Below are 15,792 nucleotides of genomic sequence, written 5' to 3'. Positions count from 1 at the left end.
GGGGGGGATTTAACGGCGCTGCCGGTTTATGCGAACGGGGAGGGACATTCATCAATTTCATCTGTTTCTGGCAAGTTGTTGGTGTTTATTGGGTTAGTTCCTCCACAACACGCGAGTGAGAATAAGGAGGTCTTGTCGCGGATTAGTAAACGCGGCAATGTGATGTTAAGGACGTTAAGGTAAAACCTGAGGTTGATGAGGCTAATTCATGCGGTGGCTCTGTGAAGCCGCATATACGTTCTTTTCGTCAAAACTGATTGTTGACAACAACCCTGGGGCCATATACGTATAGACCAAAGCAGAATACGGGAAAATAATGATCTCGTCTATCATCCCCGTATTTCACTGCGCTTCATACAGGCTACTTTGCTAAAATTGGAAATAGCTGTGACTTGTGGGTAACAGATGGGATAAGTTTAAAACTTATTTGCTGCGGTTTTTACCTCTCCTGCCCTCTCCCGCAAGCGTAGAGGGATTCTGGAAGGGATGTGTTAGGAGTTTTTATGATTTTATCTAGGATGCAAACTCAGGGCATTTATTGAGGCGTTAATAATTGAGGAGAGGAATCTTGAATCCAGATGCTACGAAAAGCAGTATAGTTGCTGTCTTAATCGGATTAATGGTACTTATTGCTATTTATCTAATGGTGCCTTCGCATCCCGCCGAGCCTCAAGGAATTCTATTACCCACTGCATCCCCCCAAACTCCCGTTCCTGCTGATCAAGTGAGCCTCTATAGTACGATAACAGCTCCCTACGTATATCAACGTTTAGGCAATATCAATCTCCAATTTTATTCGAAAAAACCGACGCCAGAAGGTGAGGCGCGCATCCAAAAGTACGTGAGAGAAATGGCGGCGCGGGTTGGAGCGAACGGAGTAATTGTATCCTTATTTGGTCACACGATGCCGGATGCTGTGAGGGGCGCCATGTCTTCTTATGTTTTTCGGGGTGTTGCTATTTATTCCGTACCGACTATTTAGAGGTTATAAATGATTTTCGATTTTCTTAATATTTTATCGCTGCTAACGATTTTTGCCAGCGTTATTTGGTTAGTGGATATTCTCTGCGGGCGGATTAAAAAAATCCCGACTGAAAAAGGCACTAAGCCACCGCTTATTATTGATTACGCCCGTTCCTTTTTCCCAATTTTATTGATTGTACTAATTATTCGCTCTTTTTTATTTCAGCCATATCGAGTGCCCACAGGTTCATTGGAGCCAACGATCATGCCTGGCGACATGATTTTAGTGAATCAGTACGATTATGGATTGCGAGTTCCATTATGGAATAAAAAAATTGTTGATATTGGTGAGCCGAAAAGGGGTCAAATTGCTTTATTTCGTTGGCCCGTCAATCCGGGAGCTACATTTGTAAAGCGTGTTATTGGCGTACCCGGCGATCGAATCACTTATCAGGATAAAATTTTTTATATTAATGGGAAAGAGATGTCGCAAAAATTTATTAAAAATACACTGGAAATCGGCGACGACGGTAAAACCTGGCCGGCAAAAGAATATGAAGAAGATTTAAACGGTGTTAAACATTTAATTATTTTACGGCCAGATAGACCGGCGCAAAACTTTAAAGATTTAATTGTTCTCAAAGGGAAATACGTGATGATAGGCGATAATCGTGACGACAGCGATGACAGCCGCTCATGGGGCTTTGTTCCCGCCGGCAATTTTATCGGCCGCGCAATTTTAATTTGGATGAGTTGGGATTCTCAAAAAAATCGCGTTCGTTGGGAACGTATTGGTGATCGCTTTTCATAACAATGACCTAAAAAAAGCAGGTGCGCTTTCAAAAAAGCAATAACATACTAATAAATCGGAATATCCTTTTCGCACCGATGATCCTCTCAATTTCAAAGGCACTTCTGAAACAAAGATCAGCTAGCACCAGAAAGTGTGCTCTCTTTAGGCATTCTTTTAACTCTTTGATAAAATTTAGATTTCCGCTTGATGGCGTTGGCTGGAACTCACTGGCCATTGCTTAAAATTATGCCAAACCGGCGGAGAGAGAGGGATTCGAACCCTCGATGGAGCTTTCACCCCATACTCCCTTAGCAGGGGAGCGCCTTCAGCCTCTCGGCCATCTCTCCACAGCAGAAGACATAAGGCATCTATGATAACATCCTGTTAACGGAAAGAAAATCGTTGTGGAGAGCCGTTAGCTACGGCAATAAATACGACTGAAAAAAATCACGAAAACCCCGAGTATCACAGTGCACAGTGGGGGTGAGGTTATGTTATGCAGATTCGTTGGTCTTCCCAGGCTGGTCTTCTGGCTGAGCCAATTTCTCCCGCTGAATCCGCTCATAAATTTCTTCGCGGTGAACAGAAATATCTTTCAGGGCGTCTATCCCTAGACGGACTTGATTACCTTTTACACCAAGAACGGTTATCTTGATGTCGTCTCCAATGATTACCGATTCACCGATACGTCTGGTTAGTATTAACATCTTCCTCTCCTTCTTTGAGGAATCCTTACCTGCAAGCCTTGTGGCAAACCTCCCTATATTTGATTTTAGTATACTGTACAAGTTTAGCGAACTTGTCTCTTAGTAACGCTTCAAAAGGATAATGGAATTTACTGATAAATCAAGTAAATTTTATTTCTTGGTTTAGCTTGAAGGCTGAATGGAGCGTGCGGGCCCCCAGCTCTAGGTACTTCTCGTCGATAACCGCGGAGATCTTAACTTCGGTGGCCGTGATGAGATGGATATGGATTCCTTCTTGGCCTAATGCGCTAAACATTTGAGAGGCGATGCCCGCATGCGAGCGCATCCCTACTCCCACCAAGGAGATCTTAGCAACCTGATCGCTACCTAATACAGCACCTGCGGCAAGCTCGTTGGCTACCTGTTTCATAATCAAAAAAGCGTCTTTATAATCGTCCCTCGGAAGCGTGAAACTAAAGTCAATATTAGCATCAATCGTAGGCACATTTTGCACAATCATATCGACTTCAATATTGGCCTTGCTAATAGGCCCTAGAATATAGCTTGCTAACCCTGGCCTCTCAGGAATGCCCTGGATCGTTAACTTAGCCTGACAGCGATCAAAAGCGATACCCGAAACCAGGGGCTGCTCCGCTGAATCCCACTCAAAAGTGATTAACGTGCCGGGACCTTTGCGCAAACTGGACAAAACTCGCACCGGTACTTTGAATTTACCCGCGAATTCTAAACAGCGATTTTGCAAAACTTTCGCCCCCAAACTCGACATTTCCATCATTTCATCAAAGATAATTTTAGGAATGCGGCGAGCTTGAGGAACAATTTTCGGATCACTCGTATAAACTCCATCGACATCCGTAAAAATTTGACATTCGTCTGCCTCCAGGGCTGCTGCTAATGCAACAGCCGTGAGATCAGATCCTCCGCGGCCTAAGGTAGTAATATCTCCCGTATCGCTAACCCCTTGAAAACCAGCAATGACAGGAACACGCCCTTCTTTTAAATCGTTGTGCAAAATTTCAGGGTTGATGTCCACAATCCGCGCTTTTTTATGCTCATTAGTCGTACGCAATCGAATTTGAGCTGCTGTATATGAATGGGCAGGACAATTACGGGCCTCCAAAGCCATACTCAAAAGAGCAGCTGAAACTTGTTCGCCTGTAGAAATTAAAGTATCATATTCACGCCCATTAGAATCCGATATCGACTGGGCTAATTTGATGAGACGATCTGTTTCGCCATACATAGCGGAAACAACCGCTACCACGGCATGGCCTTCCTGACGCGCTTCAGAAATAAGGCGGGCCACGTTTTGTATGCGTTCGAGATTCGCAACCGAACTTCCACCAAATTTCTGAACGATCAACGCCATAAAAATTATTCCTTTAGCTTTCTCTCAACCCATTTAGGCACAGCTGCAAGCGCCACTTCCAAATTCTCCGGTTTTTCTCCTGCTCCTTGAGCCAAATCGGGGCGCCCCCCGCTGCGGCCACCAACCTTTTCGGCTATCGGCGTCAGTAGTTCTGTCGCATTAAAATGATCTAAGCAATTTTTTGTAACTCCCGCTACTAACTGTACCCGCTTTCCTTCTACCATCGCTAATACGATGGCCGCTTTCCCTAACTTTTGTTTTAATTGATCTACGATTGCTCGTAGCGTCTCACGATCAACGGCTTCCAATCGGATGGCAAGCGTTTTTATGCCGTGCATATCCAGCACTTGGTTAATTAAGCTTTCAAGCTGTTGATTCGCCAGCCGCTGTTTTAATTTTGTTAGTTCTTTTTCCAATTTGCGATGATCTTCTAAAATTTGGCCTAACTTCGCCGTTAAATTATTACGGTTCGTTTTTAATAAAGCACCGAGCGAACGTAATTGTTGCTCAGCGGATTCAATATAGTCTAGCGCAACCTTACCAGTGACTGCTTCAATGCGTCGAATGCCAGCCGCGCAACCGGATTCAGAGACAATCTTAAATAAACCAATTTCCCCCGTTCGCTCTGTATGGGTTCCGCCGCAAATTTCAGTAGAAAAATTACCCATTTCGAGTACACGGACCTCTTTGCCATACCGCTCTCCAAATAAAGCCAACGCACCTTTTTTCTTCGCTTCTTCTGGGGTCATCACTTCGATAGTGGAAAGCAAATTCTCTTGGATCTGTTGATTAACTAATTTTTCGACTGCCTGCAACTCTTCTGGCATAAGAGGTTTAGCATGGGAAAAATCAAATCGTAAACGGTTTGCTTCAACCAGAGAGCCCTTTTGCATCACGCGTTCACCGAGCACACGGCGCAAAGCTTCGTGAAGCAAATGTGTGGCGGAGTGGTTACGCATAATATCAAAACGCGACACATCGACTTCGGCGCGAACTTTATCTTTTACATTTAAACGACCTTTTAACATCTCACCAATATGTAAATAAATACCGCCTTGCTTTTTAGTATCCTCAACACGAAAACTGCCTTTTTCAAAATATAAAAACCCTTGATCGCCGACTTGACCTCCTGATTCTGCATAAAAGGGGGTGCGATCCAGTACTACCACTCCTTTTTCGCTTTTGTTTAATCGGTTGGTAGGCTGATCATTCTGCAGCAAAGAAATTACGTTCGCTTGCGAATTTAACGTTTCATAGCCTACGAATTGCGTTTCGCCGCTAATAGATTTTTGGGCATAATTAGCTACGAATTGATGAGCTTGCTGCGATTGTTCACGCTGGCGTTCCATGGCTTTATCGAATCCTGCATAGTCCATCACAAAACCACGCTCTCTTGCAATATCAGCCGTCAAGTCAGGTGGGAATCCATAGGTGTCGTATAATTGAAAAATTAGATTGCCTGGAATTTGACGGGAAGGTAAGGCAGCCATTTTATGGTATAAAATCTTAAAACCTTTTTTTAATGTATTAGAAAATTGTATTTCTTCCTGCTTGATGGTTTGCTCGATCAGTGCTTGGGATTTACGAAGCAAAGGATAGGCACCCCCGATCTCTTCTACCAACGGTTTGGTTAATTGATAGAAAAAAGGTTCCTCTTGCCCCAATTTATACCCATGACGAACGGCCCGGCGAATAATACGACGCAGGACGTAACCCCGCCCTTCGTTAGAAGGGATCACTCCATCGGCAATAAGGAAAACAACCGAGCGAATATGATCCACAATCACCCGCATTGAAGTATTGTGAAGGTCCTCGGTCTTAAGAAGCACTCTTAACGCTTTGAATAAATACTGGAATAAATCGATATCGTAATTGTCGTGGACACCCTGCATAACAGCCGCCAGACGTTCTAAACCCATCCCTGTATCTACGCTCTGTTTTGCAAGAGGGTGGGGATTTCCTTTTGCGTCGCGGTTGTACTGCATAAATACTAAGTTCCAAATTTCCACATATCGGTCGCCATCTGCCTCTGCGCTGCCTGGTGGGCCTCCAGAGATACTTGGCCCGTGGTCATAAAATATTTCTGTACACGGCCCACAAGGCCCGGTGTTGCCCATTTTCCAGAAATTGTCCTTTTCCCCGCAACGCGAGAACCGCTCTGGATTTATTTTGATTTCCTTAAGCCATATGGACTCAGTCTCAAAGTCATCCTGAAATACCGTCACCCACAATCGTTGAGGCGGCAACTTTAAAACGTTAGTCAAAAAATCCCATGCAAATTTAATAGCATCGCGTTTAAAATAATCGCCAAAACTAAAGTTCCCCAACATTTCAAAAAAGCTATGATGGCGGGCCGTATAACCAACATTCTCTAAATCGTTGTGTTTTCCACCTGCTCGCATACAAGGTTGTATCGAAACGGCGCGCTGATAAGGTCGTATTTCCAGACCCAAAAAAACATCTTTAAATTGCACCATCCCCGCATTAGTGAACAATAGCGTCTGGTCATTTTTCGGTATTAATGAACTACTTGGAACAACTTCATGATCCAATTGTTTAAAATAATTCAGGAAAATTTCTCGTAATTGATTGCTATTCATTTTTTTAAAAAAGTTTATAAATTTGTTTTAAATCAAATCCTCGTTGCAGTAGGAAACGCATCTGATTGGCTGATGGTTTTCTTTTACACTTTTACATCCATGTTTGTTTTTCCAAACCGAAGACAATGTTTCAACCCAGAACGATTCATCACCAGGCATATATTGCTGAATTAAAGAATTCTCAATACCTCGCTGTTGGAGTTCTGCGATGATTCGACGACGGCCGAAGCCAGACTCAATGCGTTGGTGCACGTAGGCTTCGACATATCGCTCATCACTTTGAAGGCCTTCCCTGGCCAGGGATGCCCAACTCGGTTTCAACTTCTGGAAGCTTGTAGCCTCTCGTAACGAATTTTCGCTTTAATTCTTCTCGTGAATGTTCTCGTCTCGCCAAAAGGGAAATTGCACGTACGCAAATCCATCATTCTATTGCATTGACTTCTGCAGCGGCTTTCTCGCCTTGTTGATGCGGCAACAGTTTTTCACGCAAACGTGTTTCAATTTCCTCTACAACTCTTGGATTTTCAAGGAAAAATTGTCGAAGATTTTCTTTTCCTTGGCCGATGCGCTCGCCATTGTAACTGTACCAAGCACCCGCTTTTTCGATCAGTTCATTTTTAACACCAAGGTCAATTAACTCACTTTCACGCGAAATACCAAGACCGTAAAGAATATCAAACTCGACTTGACGGAAAGGTGGCGCCACCTTGTTTTTAACTACCTTTACTCGAGTTTCGCTGCCTAAAATCTCTTCGCCCTTTTTGATCGCTCCAATGCGGCGAATATCCAAGCGTACTGATGCATAAAACTTAAGTGCGTTTCCCCCTGTGGTCGTTTCCGGATTGCCAAACATAACGCCAATTTTCATACGTATTTGATTAATAAATATCACTAAGGTATTGGATTTCTTAATATTTGCCGTGAGTTTACGCAGCGCTTGGGACATTAAACGCGCTTGCAAACCCATATGAGAATCGCCCATATCACCCTCAATTTCGGCTTTTGGCGTCAGGGCGGCAACGGAGTCGATCACGATCAGATCAACGGCGCCCGAGCGAACCAACATGTCCGTAATTTCTAAAGCTTGTTCCCCTGTATCAGGCTGGGATATTAACAAGTCCTCTACTTTAACACCTAATTTGCCCGCATAAATGGCATCCAACGCATGTTCCGCATCCACAAAAGCAGCCGTACCGCCCATGCGCTGACAAGAAGCAATTGTTTGTAAGGCTAGCGTGGTTTTTCCGGAAGCTTCCGGCCCGTAAATTTCAATGATCCGACCCCGAGGTAATCCACCCACACCCAAAGCGATATCCAAGCCCAAGGAACCTGTCGAAATGACATCGATGTCCCGTACGAGTCCGGGATCACCTAAACGCATGACTGAACCTTTACCAAACTGACGTTCAATTTGCGACAAAGCAGCATCCAGCGCATTACTACGATTATCCATTCCGACTCCTTATGAACAGAAGAATTTAATATTCGTATTTATTTAATAGCTATTATTCCACAAATAACGCTAATTGGTATACCGTTGTTACTCATTCTTATTCACTTTCACAGATTCAATTAACCATTTCAATGCATACGTGATGGCGCAATTACGAACATTTTTACGTCCGCTTTCGAAAAAAGTTTTACGACACAGCGCATTACGTCCCTTCTTAGCTATGCCAATCCAGACTGTACCTACCGGTTTTTTTGTGGTGCCCCCACTTGGCCCGGCAATTCCGGTGATGCTCACCGCAATATGGGCATGACTTCTCTTTAATGCGCCCAGCGCCATTTCTCGGGCCACCGACTCACTAACGGCGCCATCCTTTTTGATCAATTGAGGATCAATCCCTAAAAGTTCTACTTTTGAAATGTTGCTATAAGTGACAAAACCACAATCAAACCAGGCTGAGCTTCCCGGCACTCGCGTAATTACGCGAGAAAACCCACCGCCCGTACAGGATTCTGCCGCAGACAATTTCAGCCCCCTAGCTTTCAACACCAAACCCAATTGGCGGCTTAAAGGATAATGATTTACATCCACTTATATAGTATAGCACTCAAAACAAGAGCCCAAAGCCAAATCAAGAAAAAGTTGTATAGATCCTCAGCGCCACCCCTCCAGAATCCCTCTCCCGCTCGGGAGAGGCTAGGAGAGGCAAATAATTACAATCTCTCCAAATCATAACACAGCCCTTGAGTATCTCGACGGCTTTCACTAAGCTTTTAATAATGGAACTTCAAACAAAATCGCCAACGACGCAAAACGATTTTAGTCAGCACACACCCATGATGCGTCAATACTTACGCATTAAAGCCGACTGCCCCGATCTTTTAGTTTTTTATCGCATGGGTGATTTCTATGAATTATTTTATGATGACGCTAAAAAAGCGGCGAAATTATTAAATATTACGCTAACCGCTCGAGGTCAATCGGCCGGCCATGCCATTCCGATGGCCGGTGTTCCCTACCACGCCGTCGAAAATTATTTAACAAAACTAGTTCGACTCGGTGAATCCGTTGCCATTTGCGAACAAATTGGAGACCCCTTAACCAGTAAAGGTCCTGTCGCTCGCGAAGTAACCCGTATTATCACCCCAGGTACCGTGAGCGACGAAGCACTGCTTGATGAACATCGCGACAACACATTAATGGTAATTCATCAAGAGAAAAATCGTTTCGGCATCGCGACGTTAGATATTACCAGCGGGCGTTTTTTGATTCAGGAAATTATTTCTGAAAATACGCTATTCGCTGAAATTGAACGTATTCGCCCGGCAGAACTTTTAATCAGTGAAGAAAATAATGTTCATCCGCTTAAAGCCGATTCCATCAAGCGCCGGCCTCCGTGGGAATTTGATCATGCCACTGCACTCACTTTATTGTGCCAAAAATTTCAGACAAAAAGTTTGGATGGATTTGGTATTACTCATTTGCCACTGGCCATTACGGCGGCAGGATGTTTACTGCAATATGTTAATTACACACAAAAAAGCGCACTGCCTCATATTCACTCCATTCAAGCTGAACAAAATGAGGAAGCCCTATTTATCGACGCTAACACCCGCCGTAACCTGGAATTAATCACCAATTTACAAGGCAAAGAAGTTCACTCTCTGGCTTGGCTGCTCGACCACACAGCCACCCCCATGGGAAGCCGATTATTACGCCGCTGGATTAATCGGCCCTTGCGCGACCAAATTTTATTGCAACAAAGACAAAACGCGGTTTCTACCCTTTTCGAAAAAAGAAATTATTCGGAAATCTATGAAAATTTACGCCATATCGGGGATTTCGAAAGGATAGTGACACGCATCGCACTTCGCTCTGCTCGGCCGCGAGATTTAATGCAACTGCGCGAGGCGCTCGGTGTATTACCAACCCTTCACCAACAGCTCACTAACTTGCCACTTAATAAACAATTACAAGAAATTAAAAATAACCTTGGTCTTTTTGATGAATTATTTCGATTATTACAAAAAGCGATTATCGAAAACCCACCGATGGTTATTCGCGATGGCGGCGTGATTGCCGACGGTTATGACGCGCCATTGGATGAACTGCGCAATATGAGTACTAACAGTCACCAATTTTTAATTGACTTAGAACAAAAAGAGCGTGAACGCACCAAAATAAACACACTTAAAGTTGGTTATAATCGCATCCATGGTTATTACATTGAAATTTCACGCGCTCAAGCTAAAGAGGCCCCCCCCGAATATATTCGGCGACAAACTCTAAAAAATGTGGAACGTTACATTACTTTCGAATTAAAAATTTTTGAAGACAAAGTGTTAAGCAGCCGCTCCCGCGCGCTGGCCCGGGAAAAAGAACTTTACGAACAATTATTGGATAACTTAATCGAAAAATTAATTCCTTTACAAGAATGTGCAAGTGCAATTGCAAACCTGGACGTTTTAAACACCCTCGCTGAACGGGCTGACACGCTTAATTTTAACGCCCCACAGTTTTGCGATTACCCTATTATTAAAATTGAGGCTGGGCGTCACCCCATTGTGGAAAATGTAATGACCGATCCGTTTATGCCCAATGACACTTATCTCGACGAAAAGCGCCGAATGCTTATCATTACTGGCCCGAATATGGGTGGTAAATCTACTTACATGCGGCAAACAGCTTTAATCACTTTACTCACCTATATTGGTAGTTTCGTACCCGCTAAAAACGCGCAACTTGGACCCATTGATCGGATCTTCACTCGTATCGGTGCGGCAGATGATTTAGCCAGTGGCCGATCAACCTTTATGCTAGAAATGACTGAGACTGCGGCGATTATGCATAATGCGACAGAAGAAAGTTTAGTGCTAATGGACGAGGTTGGCCGCGGTACCAGTACGTTTGATGGGCTTTCGTTGGCTTACGCTTGCGCTTCTTATTTAGCAATAAAATTAAAAGCTTTTACATTGTTTGCAACCCATTATTTTGAATTAACAGCTTTAGCTTCGACGCTACCGGCGGTTAAAAATGTTCACTTAGACGCTGTGGAGCACGAAGAAAAAATTATTTTTTTACACGCTCTGAGGGAGGGGCCGGCGAATAAAAGTTATGGGTTGCAAGTAGCGCAGTTAGCAGGAATTCCTCGCTCAGTAATTCAGCATGCTCGGCAAAAATTAGAAGAATTGGAAAATCCTATTATTGCTGAAACCCAACAACCACAGCAAAATGAACTTTTTCTGTCAGTAGAAAATCCTGTTTTAACGCAATTAGACAAATTAAATCCCGATAACCTAACGCCCAAACAAGCTTTAGATATCCTTTATCAATTAATTCAGTTAAATCAGCAAAAATGAAACCATTACATTCCGATATTGCCATTATTATCCCTGCTTACAATGAACAAGCTAGCATTCGCAGTATTGTCGAACCTATTTTTTCTTTTACCGATAAAGTGATCATCGTCGATGACGGCAGCACCGATGATACTGCTGCTCAACTCAGCGATCTGCCCGCTATAATAATAAAAAACCTTATTAACCAAGGAAAAGGAGCAAGCCTAATGCGGGGTTTTCAACACCTACAACAATTGAAGGTACGTGCGGCAATTTGCATGGATGCCGACACTCAACACGACCCTCAGGACATACCTAAATTTATTGAGGGCATGAATGAGTATCCGAACCAGATTATCATCAGCACGCGCACACATAATGCTGAAAACGCACCTAAATGCGCCACCGTGCCAATCAAGTCGCCGTTTTTTCATCTCGTGGACAGCAGGCCAGCGAATCATTGATACTCAATCCGGTTATCGCCTCTACCCCATCAAATTTTTACAATATTGTCTTCCACGACCCCGGTCTCAAGGTTTTGCTTTTGAAAGCGAGATATTAATTCGAGCTGCGCGACGTGGGTATCTGACAGTTTCAATTTCTATTCAATCGCATTACCCTCAAAATTTGAGGCCTAGCCATTACAAACCTTTTGTTGATACGGTAAAAATTACAATGATGGTAAGTTGGATGCTTTTATCCAGTGGCTTGTATTTGTCGGGATTATTTCGAACTTTATTTAAAAAGAGGAATTTTTAAAGGATTTAAGGATGGAAGCAAAACTCACCCCTGCACAAAAAAATTCGAGAGTTGTCTGAGCAAATTGTATTAGCGCAACGCCCTATACGGATCTTAGATGCGATTAAGTGGGATGAGAGTATTAAGGAAGTCTTTTTTAGGGATAAATTTAGGGATAAATTCGCTAAATTGCCGCCGCTAAATACCGAATATTATCAATAAAATGACCTTGGATTTGACCTCGCTCAAAAATTACAAGAATTTTATAACATCGAACATCAGATTAATCCTACATTTGGTAAATACAGTGCAATTAGCACCCTAATTCAGCAACGTTGTCGCGAATATCCCGATCTCACTCACCTTTTAAAAGCGCGAGGCACTCAAGAATTTTCCAAAATTTCTCAAGACCTTTATTGTAGCTGCAACGAAGCTTTCTATGCCGGAGCCCCTAGTTTAAGAGATCTTTCATTGACAGTTAGCAAAGCGCTTGATCACATTGGTGAAAAAACGCTGACAGAAAAATATAAAAATAAATACACGACTAGAGAAACCGTTAAAATTTTAAGCGATCGTTTAGAAAAATATTTTAGGAAGAAAAAATATTCACGTTAAACTTAGCGATAATATCCTGGCAGACGCCTCATCTGGTACTGATGCAATTAAATTGCGAGAAGGTCTTAAATTTAGCAAACTTGTTATCCAACTTTATGAAGTTCACGAAGGTTTGGTACATCTAGGCACCACGTTAAACGGCCTTGAACAAAAGATATCTACCTTATTTAAGTAAAGGACCGCCATCGACAACCGTTATTTTATTCAAGAAGGAGTGGCTATTTTAACGGAACTTTTTACCTTTTCTTCGTACCCTGCTCGAGCACGACGTATCAACAACCGCGTCGTCGCCATTAATATGGCCGAAAATGGCGATAATTTTATCGATGCTTTTAATTTCTTTCATGAAAAGGGCCAGGCTGAGGATGAAAGCTATTACGACGCTGTGCATATTTTTCCTGGCAGCACCCCCGATCAAGCTCCTTTTAGCAAAGATTTATCTTATTCCAAAGGATTTATTTTAATTTACAATTATATTCGCCTTAGGATAGGGAGCGGTGATCTTTCTCAACTTCCTTAAATATTCACCGAAAAAAAAGATTTAGTTAATATTCATTTATTAAAAGAATTAGCTGAAGAAGGATTATTGACTCCGCCCCAATACATCCCGCCCCAATTTAAAGATTTACCAACTCTCAGCGCTTGGGAAGTTATTCGCTCTTCTTAAATCAATTAAATTTGGAACAATTAGCGAGGAAGTATCGAAATATTTTGTAATGCTTTGATTTCAGGAGGTTCTAATTCTTTCCAAGCCCCTCGACGTAAGGATTTTGGTAATATTATTGGACCAAATCGTACGCGTATTAATCGGCTCACTTTAACGCCTTGAGATTCCCACAACCGCCGCACGAGACGATGTTGCCCTTCAACGACGACCACATGAAACCAACGATTTTTTCGGTCTCCACCAACGTCCACAATATCTTCAAAACGCGCCTTCCCATCTTCCAATTCAATACCATGGGCTAATTTTTTGGTCATTTCGGCATCGACGGCACCCAGTACGCGCACCGCATATTCACGTTCAACTTGAGCGGAGGGGTGCATTAATCGATTGGCCAATTCGCCTTCATTGGTGAATAACAATAGGCCGGAGGTGTTGATGTCTAAACGACCGATAATTACCCAACGGCCATCCTTCAAACGCGGCAGAGTTTCAAAAACCGTCATCCGTCCTTCTGGGTCTTTACGCGTGCATATTTCCCTTTCCGGTTTGTGATACAAGAGGACGCGTACTTGTTCAGGAGCGCTAAACGAAGATAATTGCCCATCGATATAAACGAGGTCTTGTTCAGTGATACGATCACCTAATTGCGCCAGCCGTTGATTGACCTTGATACGCCCTTCCGCGATCATTTTTTCAATTTCGCGACGTGAACCATGACCGAACCGGGCTAGCACTTTTTGAATGCGTTCTTTCAAAGCCTCTCCTTAATCCTCTTCCGCAAGTGGGAGAGTGGAAGGTTCAATTCCCTCAGGAGCCTTCTTTTCAACGAGCAATGCTAACTGTTCATCAAATTGAGCTTCTATTTTTTCTAAATCGACAACTTCTTCCAACGGCGGTAATTCCTCTAAACTTTTTAAATTAAAATAATTTAAAAAAGTTTTTGTCGTGCCAAATAAGGCTGGTTTTCCAGGCACATCGCGATGGGCCACTACACTGATCCATTCACGATCTAATAATTTTTTAATAATATCGCTGCTTACCGCCACTCCACGGACTTCTTCAATTTCGCCTCGGGAAATGGGTTGCCGATAAACAATCAGCGCTAAGGTTTCCAACAAGGCACGGGAATAACGGGCGGGGGTTTTTTTCCATAAGCGTTGTAACCACGGTGAAAAATTGGGCCGCGCTTGAAAACGATATCCGCTCGCTACTTCTTGTAAATCCACTCCTCGCTCTCGATAATCCTCTTTAAGTTCAGATAATAAATTTTTAATTTCGGGTAAAGAAATTGGGTTCTGCTCATCAAATAATTGTTGTAAACGCTCTGGCGTTAAAGGTTCAGCAGAGGCGAATAAGGCGGCTTCAATAACGATTTTTAGATTGACTTCACTCATTTTTCCATCCTTTAGCCCGAATGTGAATTAGTGCAAACGGCTCAGCTTGCACGAGTTCAATGACGGATTGACGAATTAATTCTAAGGTAGCAATTAAAGTAACGACAACACCCATCCGCCCCTCTTTTAAAGTAAATAAACAGCTAAAAACAATAAAATTTTTTTTATCAAGCAACGATAAAATTCGCGACATCCGTTCGCGAATAGATAAAGACTCGCGCGCAATGGAATGAGCGTTATAAAGCGAAGCTCTTTGTAATACGTCTTTCAACGCGTTTAGTAATTCTGGCAATTCTACCGTGGGATGAATTTTAGCGATATTCATCGGTGGCACAGCCGCATCAGCAATAAAAGTATCACGTCCCACACGAGGCAGTTGATCTAGATCGTAAGCCGCTTTTTTATAACGTTCATATTCTTGTAAACGACGTATCAATTCTGCGCGTGGGTCTTCCTCATTTTCTTCTTCTACAACGGGTCGCGGTAATAAGAGGCGCGATTTAATTTCCGCCAACATGGCTGCCATCACCAAATACTCCGCCGCTAATTCAATTCTCATTTCACGCATCAAATCGACAAATTGCATATATTGCCGGGTGATTTCAGCGATGGGTATATCTAAAATATCAATGTTATGTTTTTTTATTAGGTAAAGCAGAAGATCCAGCGGCCCTTCAAAAGCTTCCAAAAAAACACGCAATGCATCCGGCGGAATGTAAAGGTCTTCTGGTAGCTTACTCAAAGGCTGGCCCGATACCTTAACTTCAAACCTGGTTAATTGATTAACAACCCCTTGATTTTCCATCAGTATACTCAAAATGCTAGTAAGCATAGTACCTTATATTGCTGCTCTTATCCATCACCCAATGGGATTTAGGGGGCTAAGAGAAACACCGATGGTGCTTTTCTTAGCCTTTTAGCCGGGATCAACTATGTTTGAATTGCTGTGAGCAAGTTTGAAAACTGGATAATAAATAGTCATTTTACACACCTTATTCACAGCTTCACAGTGATACCGCAGTTAGCGATTTTTTCTGTTCAAATTTTTTTAATCTGGCATTGGCGATAACAATAATTTTTCGTATTAGTGCTACAAACGCTACCATTTTCTTTTTCCCTTTTTTAACGAGCCCCTCATAAAAGCTCTTTAATTCTGAA

The 15,792-nt window shown here is 42.8% G+C and carries 12 protein-coding genes, 1 tRNA gene and 4 pseudogenes; 7 read left to right on the top strand and 10 right to left on the bottom strand.

The genetic code is table 11. From position 1 onward, the window contains the following. The 3 genes and pseudogenes from OWO34_RS05020 to lepB form a co-directional block, all read left to right on the top strand. Window positions 1-177: pseudogene (locus OWO34_RS05020) on the top strand (transposase); the annotation flags it as partial. A 376-nt stretch (window positions 178-553) separates the two neighbouring features. Then, a complete protein-coding gene (locus OWO34_RS05010) occupies window positions 554-982 on the top strand; it encodes a hypothetical protein (protein ID WP_267256762.1) in 429 nt (142 codons plus the stop codon). A gap of 9 nt (window positions 983-991) precedes the next feature. Beyond that, window positions 992-1,774: a signal peptidase I gene (lepB, locus tag OWO34_RS05005; protein ID WP_267256761.1), complete on the top strand. Its 783-nt coding sequence runs from the start codon at window positions 992-994 to the stop codon at window positions 1,772-1,774. A 240-nt stretch (window positions 1,775-2,014) separates the two neighbouring features. Here the strand turns inward: lepB and OWO34_RS05000 are convergent. The 7 genes and pseudogenes from OWO34_RS05000 to OWO34_RS04970 form a co-directional block, all read right to left on the bottom strand. Continuing rightward, window positions 2,015-2,103: transfer RNA gene (locus tag OWO34_RS05000), tRNA-Ser, on the bottom strand. Between the two features lie 147 nt (window positions 2,104-2,250). Then, entirely contained in the window at window positions 2,251-2,463 is a 213-nt protein-coding gene (gene csrA / locus OWO34_RS04995) for a carbon storage regulator CsrA (RefSeq protein ID WP_267256760.1), read from the bottom strand. A gap of 139 nt (window positions 2,464-2,602) precedes the next feature. Beyond that, complete coding sequence (locus OWO34_RS04990; protein WP_267256759.1) at window positions 2,603-3,832, bottom strand: aspartate kinase; 1,230 nt, start codon at window positions 3,830-3,832, stop codon at window positions 2,603-2,605. 5 nt (window positions 3,833-3,837) lie between these two features. Continuing rightward, window positions 3,838-6,432, bottom strand: coding sequence for an alanine--tRNA ligase (gene alaS, locus OWO34_RS04985; protein ID WP_267256758.1), 2,595 nt, complete (start codon window positions 6,430-6,432; stop codon window positions 3,838-3,840). 4 nt (window positions 6,433-6,436) lie between these two features. After that, window positions 6,437-6,857: pseudogene (locus OWO34_RS04980) on the bottom strand (regulatory protein RecX). Then, window positions 6,854-7,885 (bottom strand): recombinase RecA, encoded by a 1,032-nt coding sequence (gene recA, locus OWO34_RS04975; RefSeq protein ID WP_267256757.1) that lies wholly within the window; start codon window positions 7,883-7,885, stop codon window positions 6,854-6,856. The pseudogene OWO34_RS04980 and the gene recA overlap by 4 nt, the downstream one beginning before the upstream one ends. A gap of 87 nt (window positions 7,886-7,972) precedes the next feature. After that, a complete protein-coding gene (locus OWO34_RS04970) occupies window positions 7,973-8,473 on the bottom strand; it encodes a CinA family protein (RefSeq protein ID WP_267256756.1) in 501 nt (166 codons plus the stop codon). Window positions 8,474-8,661: 188 nt separating this feature from the next. On the opposite strand from OWO34_RS04970, the gene mutS reads away from it, so the two are divergent. The 4 genes and pseudogenes from mutS (at window position 8,662) to OWO34_RS09780 (ending at window position 13,240) form a co-directional block, all read left to right on the top strand. Then, window positions 8,662-11,241, top strand: coding sequence for a DNA mismatch repair protein MutS (mutS, locus tag OWO34_RS04965; protein WP_456064371.1), 2,580 nt, complete (start codon window positions 8,662-8,664; stop codon window positions 11,239-11,241). Then, window positions 11,238-11,979: pseudogene (locus OWO34_RS04960) on the top strand (glycosyltransferase family 2 protein). Before mutS ends, OWO34_RS04960 begins: the two are co-directional and overlap by 4 nt. 249 nt (window positions 11,980-12,228) lie before the next feature. Next, complete coding sequence (locus OWO34_RS09785; RefSeq protein WP_407647519.1) at window positions 12,229-12,573, top strand: tyrosine/phenylalanine carboxypeptidase domain-containing protein; 345 nt, start codon at window positions 12,229-12,231, stop codon at window positions 12,571-12,573. After that, window positions 12,545-13,240: pseudogene (locus OWO34_RS09780) on the top strand (tyrosine/phenylalanine carboxypeptidase domain-containing protein). The gene OWO34_RS09785 and the pseudogene OWO34_RS09780 overlap by 29 nt, the downstream one beginning before the upstream one ends. Before the next feature lie 20 nt (window positions 13,241-13,260). Here OWO34_RS09780 and rluB read toward each other — a convergent pair. The 3 genes from rluB to OWO34_RS04940 are packed head-to-tail and all read right to left on the bottom strand — an operon-like array spanning window position 13,261 to window position 15,466. Then, window positions 13,261-13,995: a 23S rRNA pseudouridine(2605) synthase RluB gene (gene rluB / locus OWO34_RS04950; RefSeq protein WP_267256754.1), complete on the bottom strand. Its 735-nt coding sequence runs from the start codon at window positions 13,993-13,995 to the stop codon at window positions 13,261-13,263. Between the two features lie 9 nt (window positions 13,996-14,004). Continuing rightward, a complete protein-coding gene (gene scpB, locus OWO34_RS04945) occupies window positions 14,005-14,634 on the bottom strand; it encodes an SMC-Scp complex subunit ScpB (RefSeq protein WP_267256753.1) in 630 nt (209 codons plus the stop codon). Beyond that, entirely contained in the window at window positions 14,627-15,466 is an 840-nt protein-coding gene (locus OWO34_RS04940; RefSeq protein ID WP_267256752.1) for a segregation and condensation protein A, read from the bottom strand. Before OWO34_RS04940 ends, scpB begins: the two co-directional genes overlap by 8 nt. Window positions 15,467-15,792: the final 326 nt, after the last annotated feature.

Origin of the sequence: Coxiella endosymbiont of Ornithodoros maritimus (genome assembly GCF_907164965.1) — a bacterium.
Lineage (GTDB): Bacteria > Pseudomonadota > Gammaproteobacteria > Coxiellales > Coxiellaceae > Coxiella.
The sequence above is the reverse complement of the archived record's forward strand: the minus strand, read 5'-3'. Positions and strand labels throughout refer to the sequence as shown.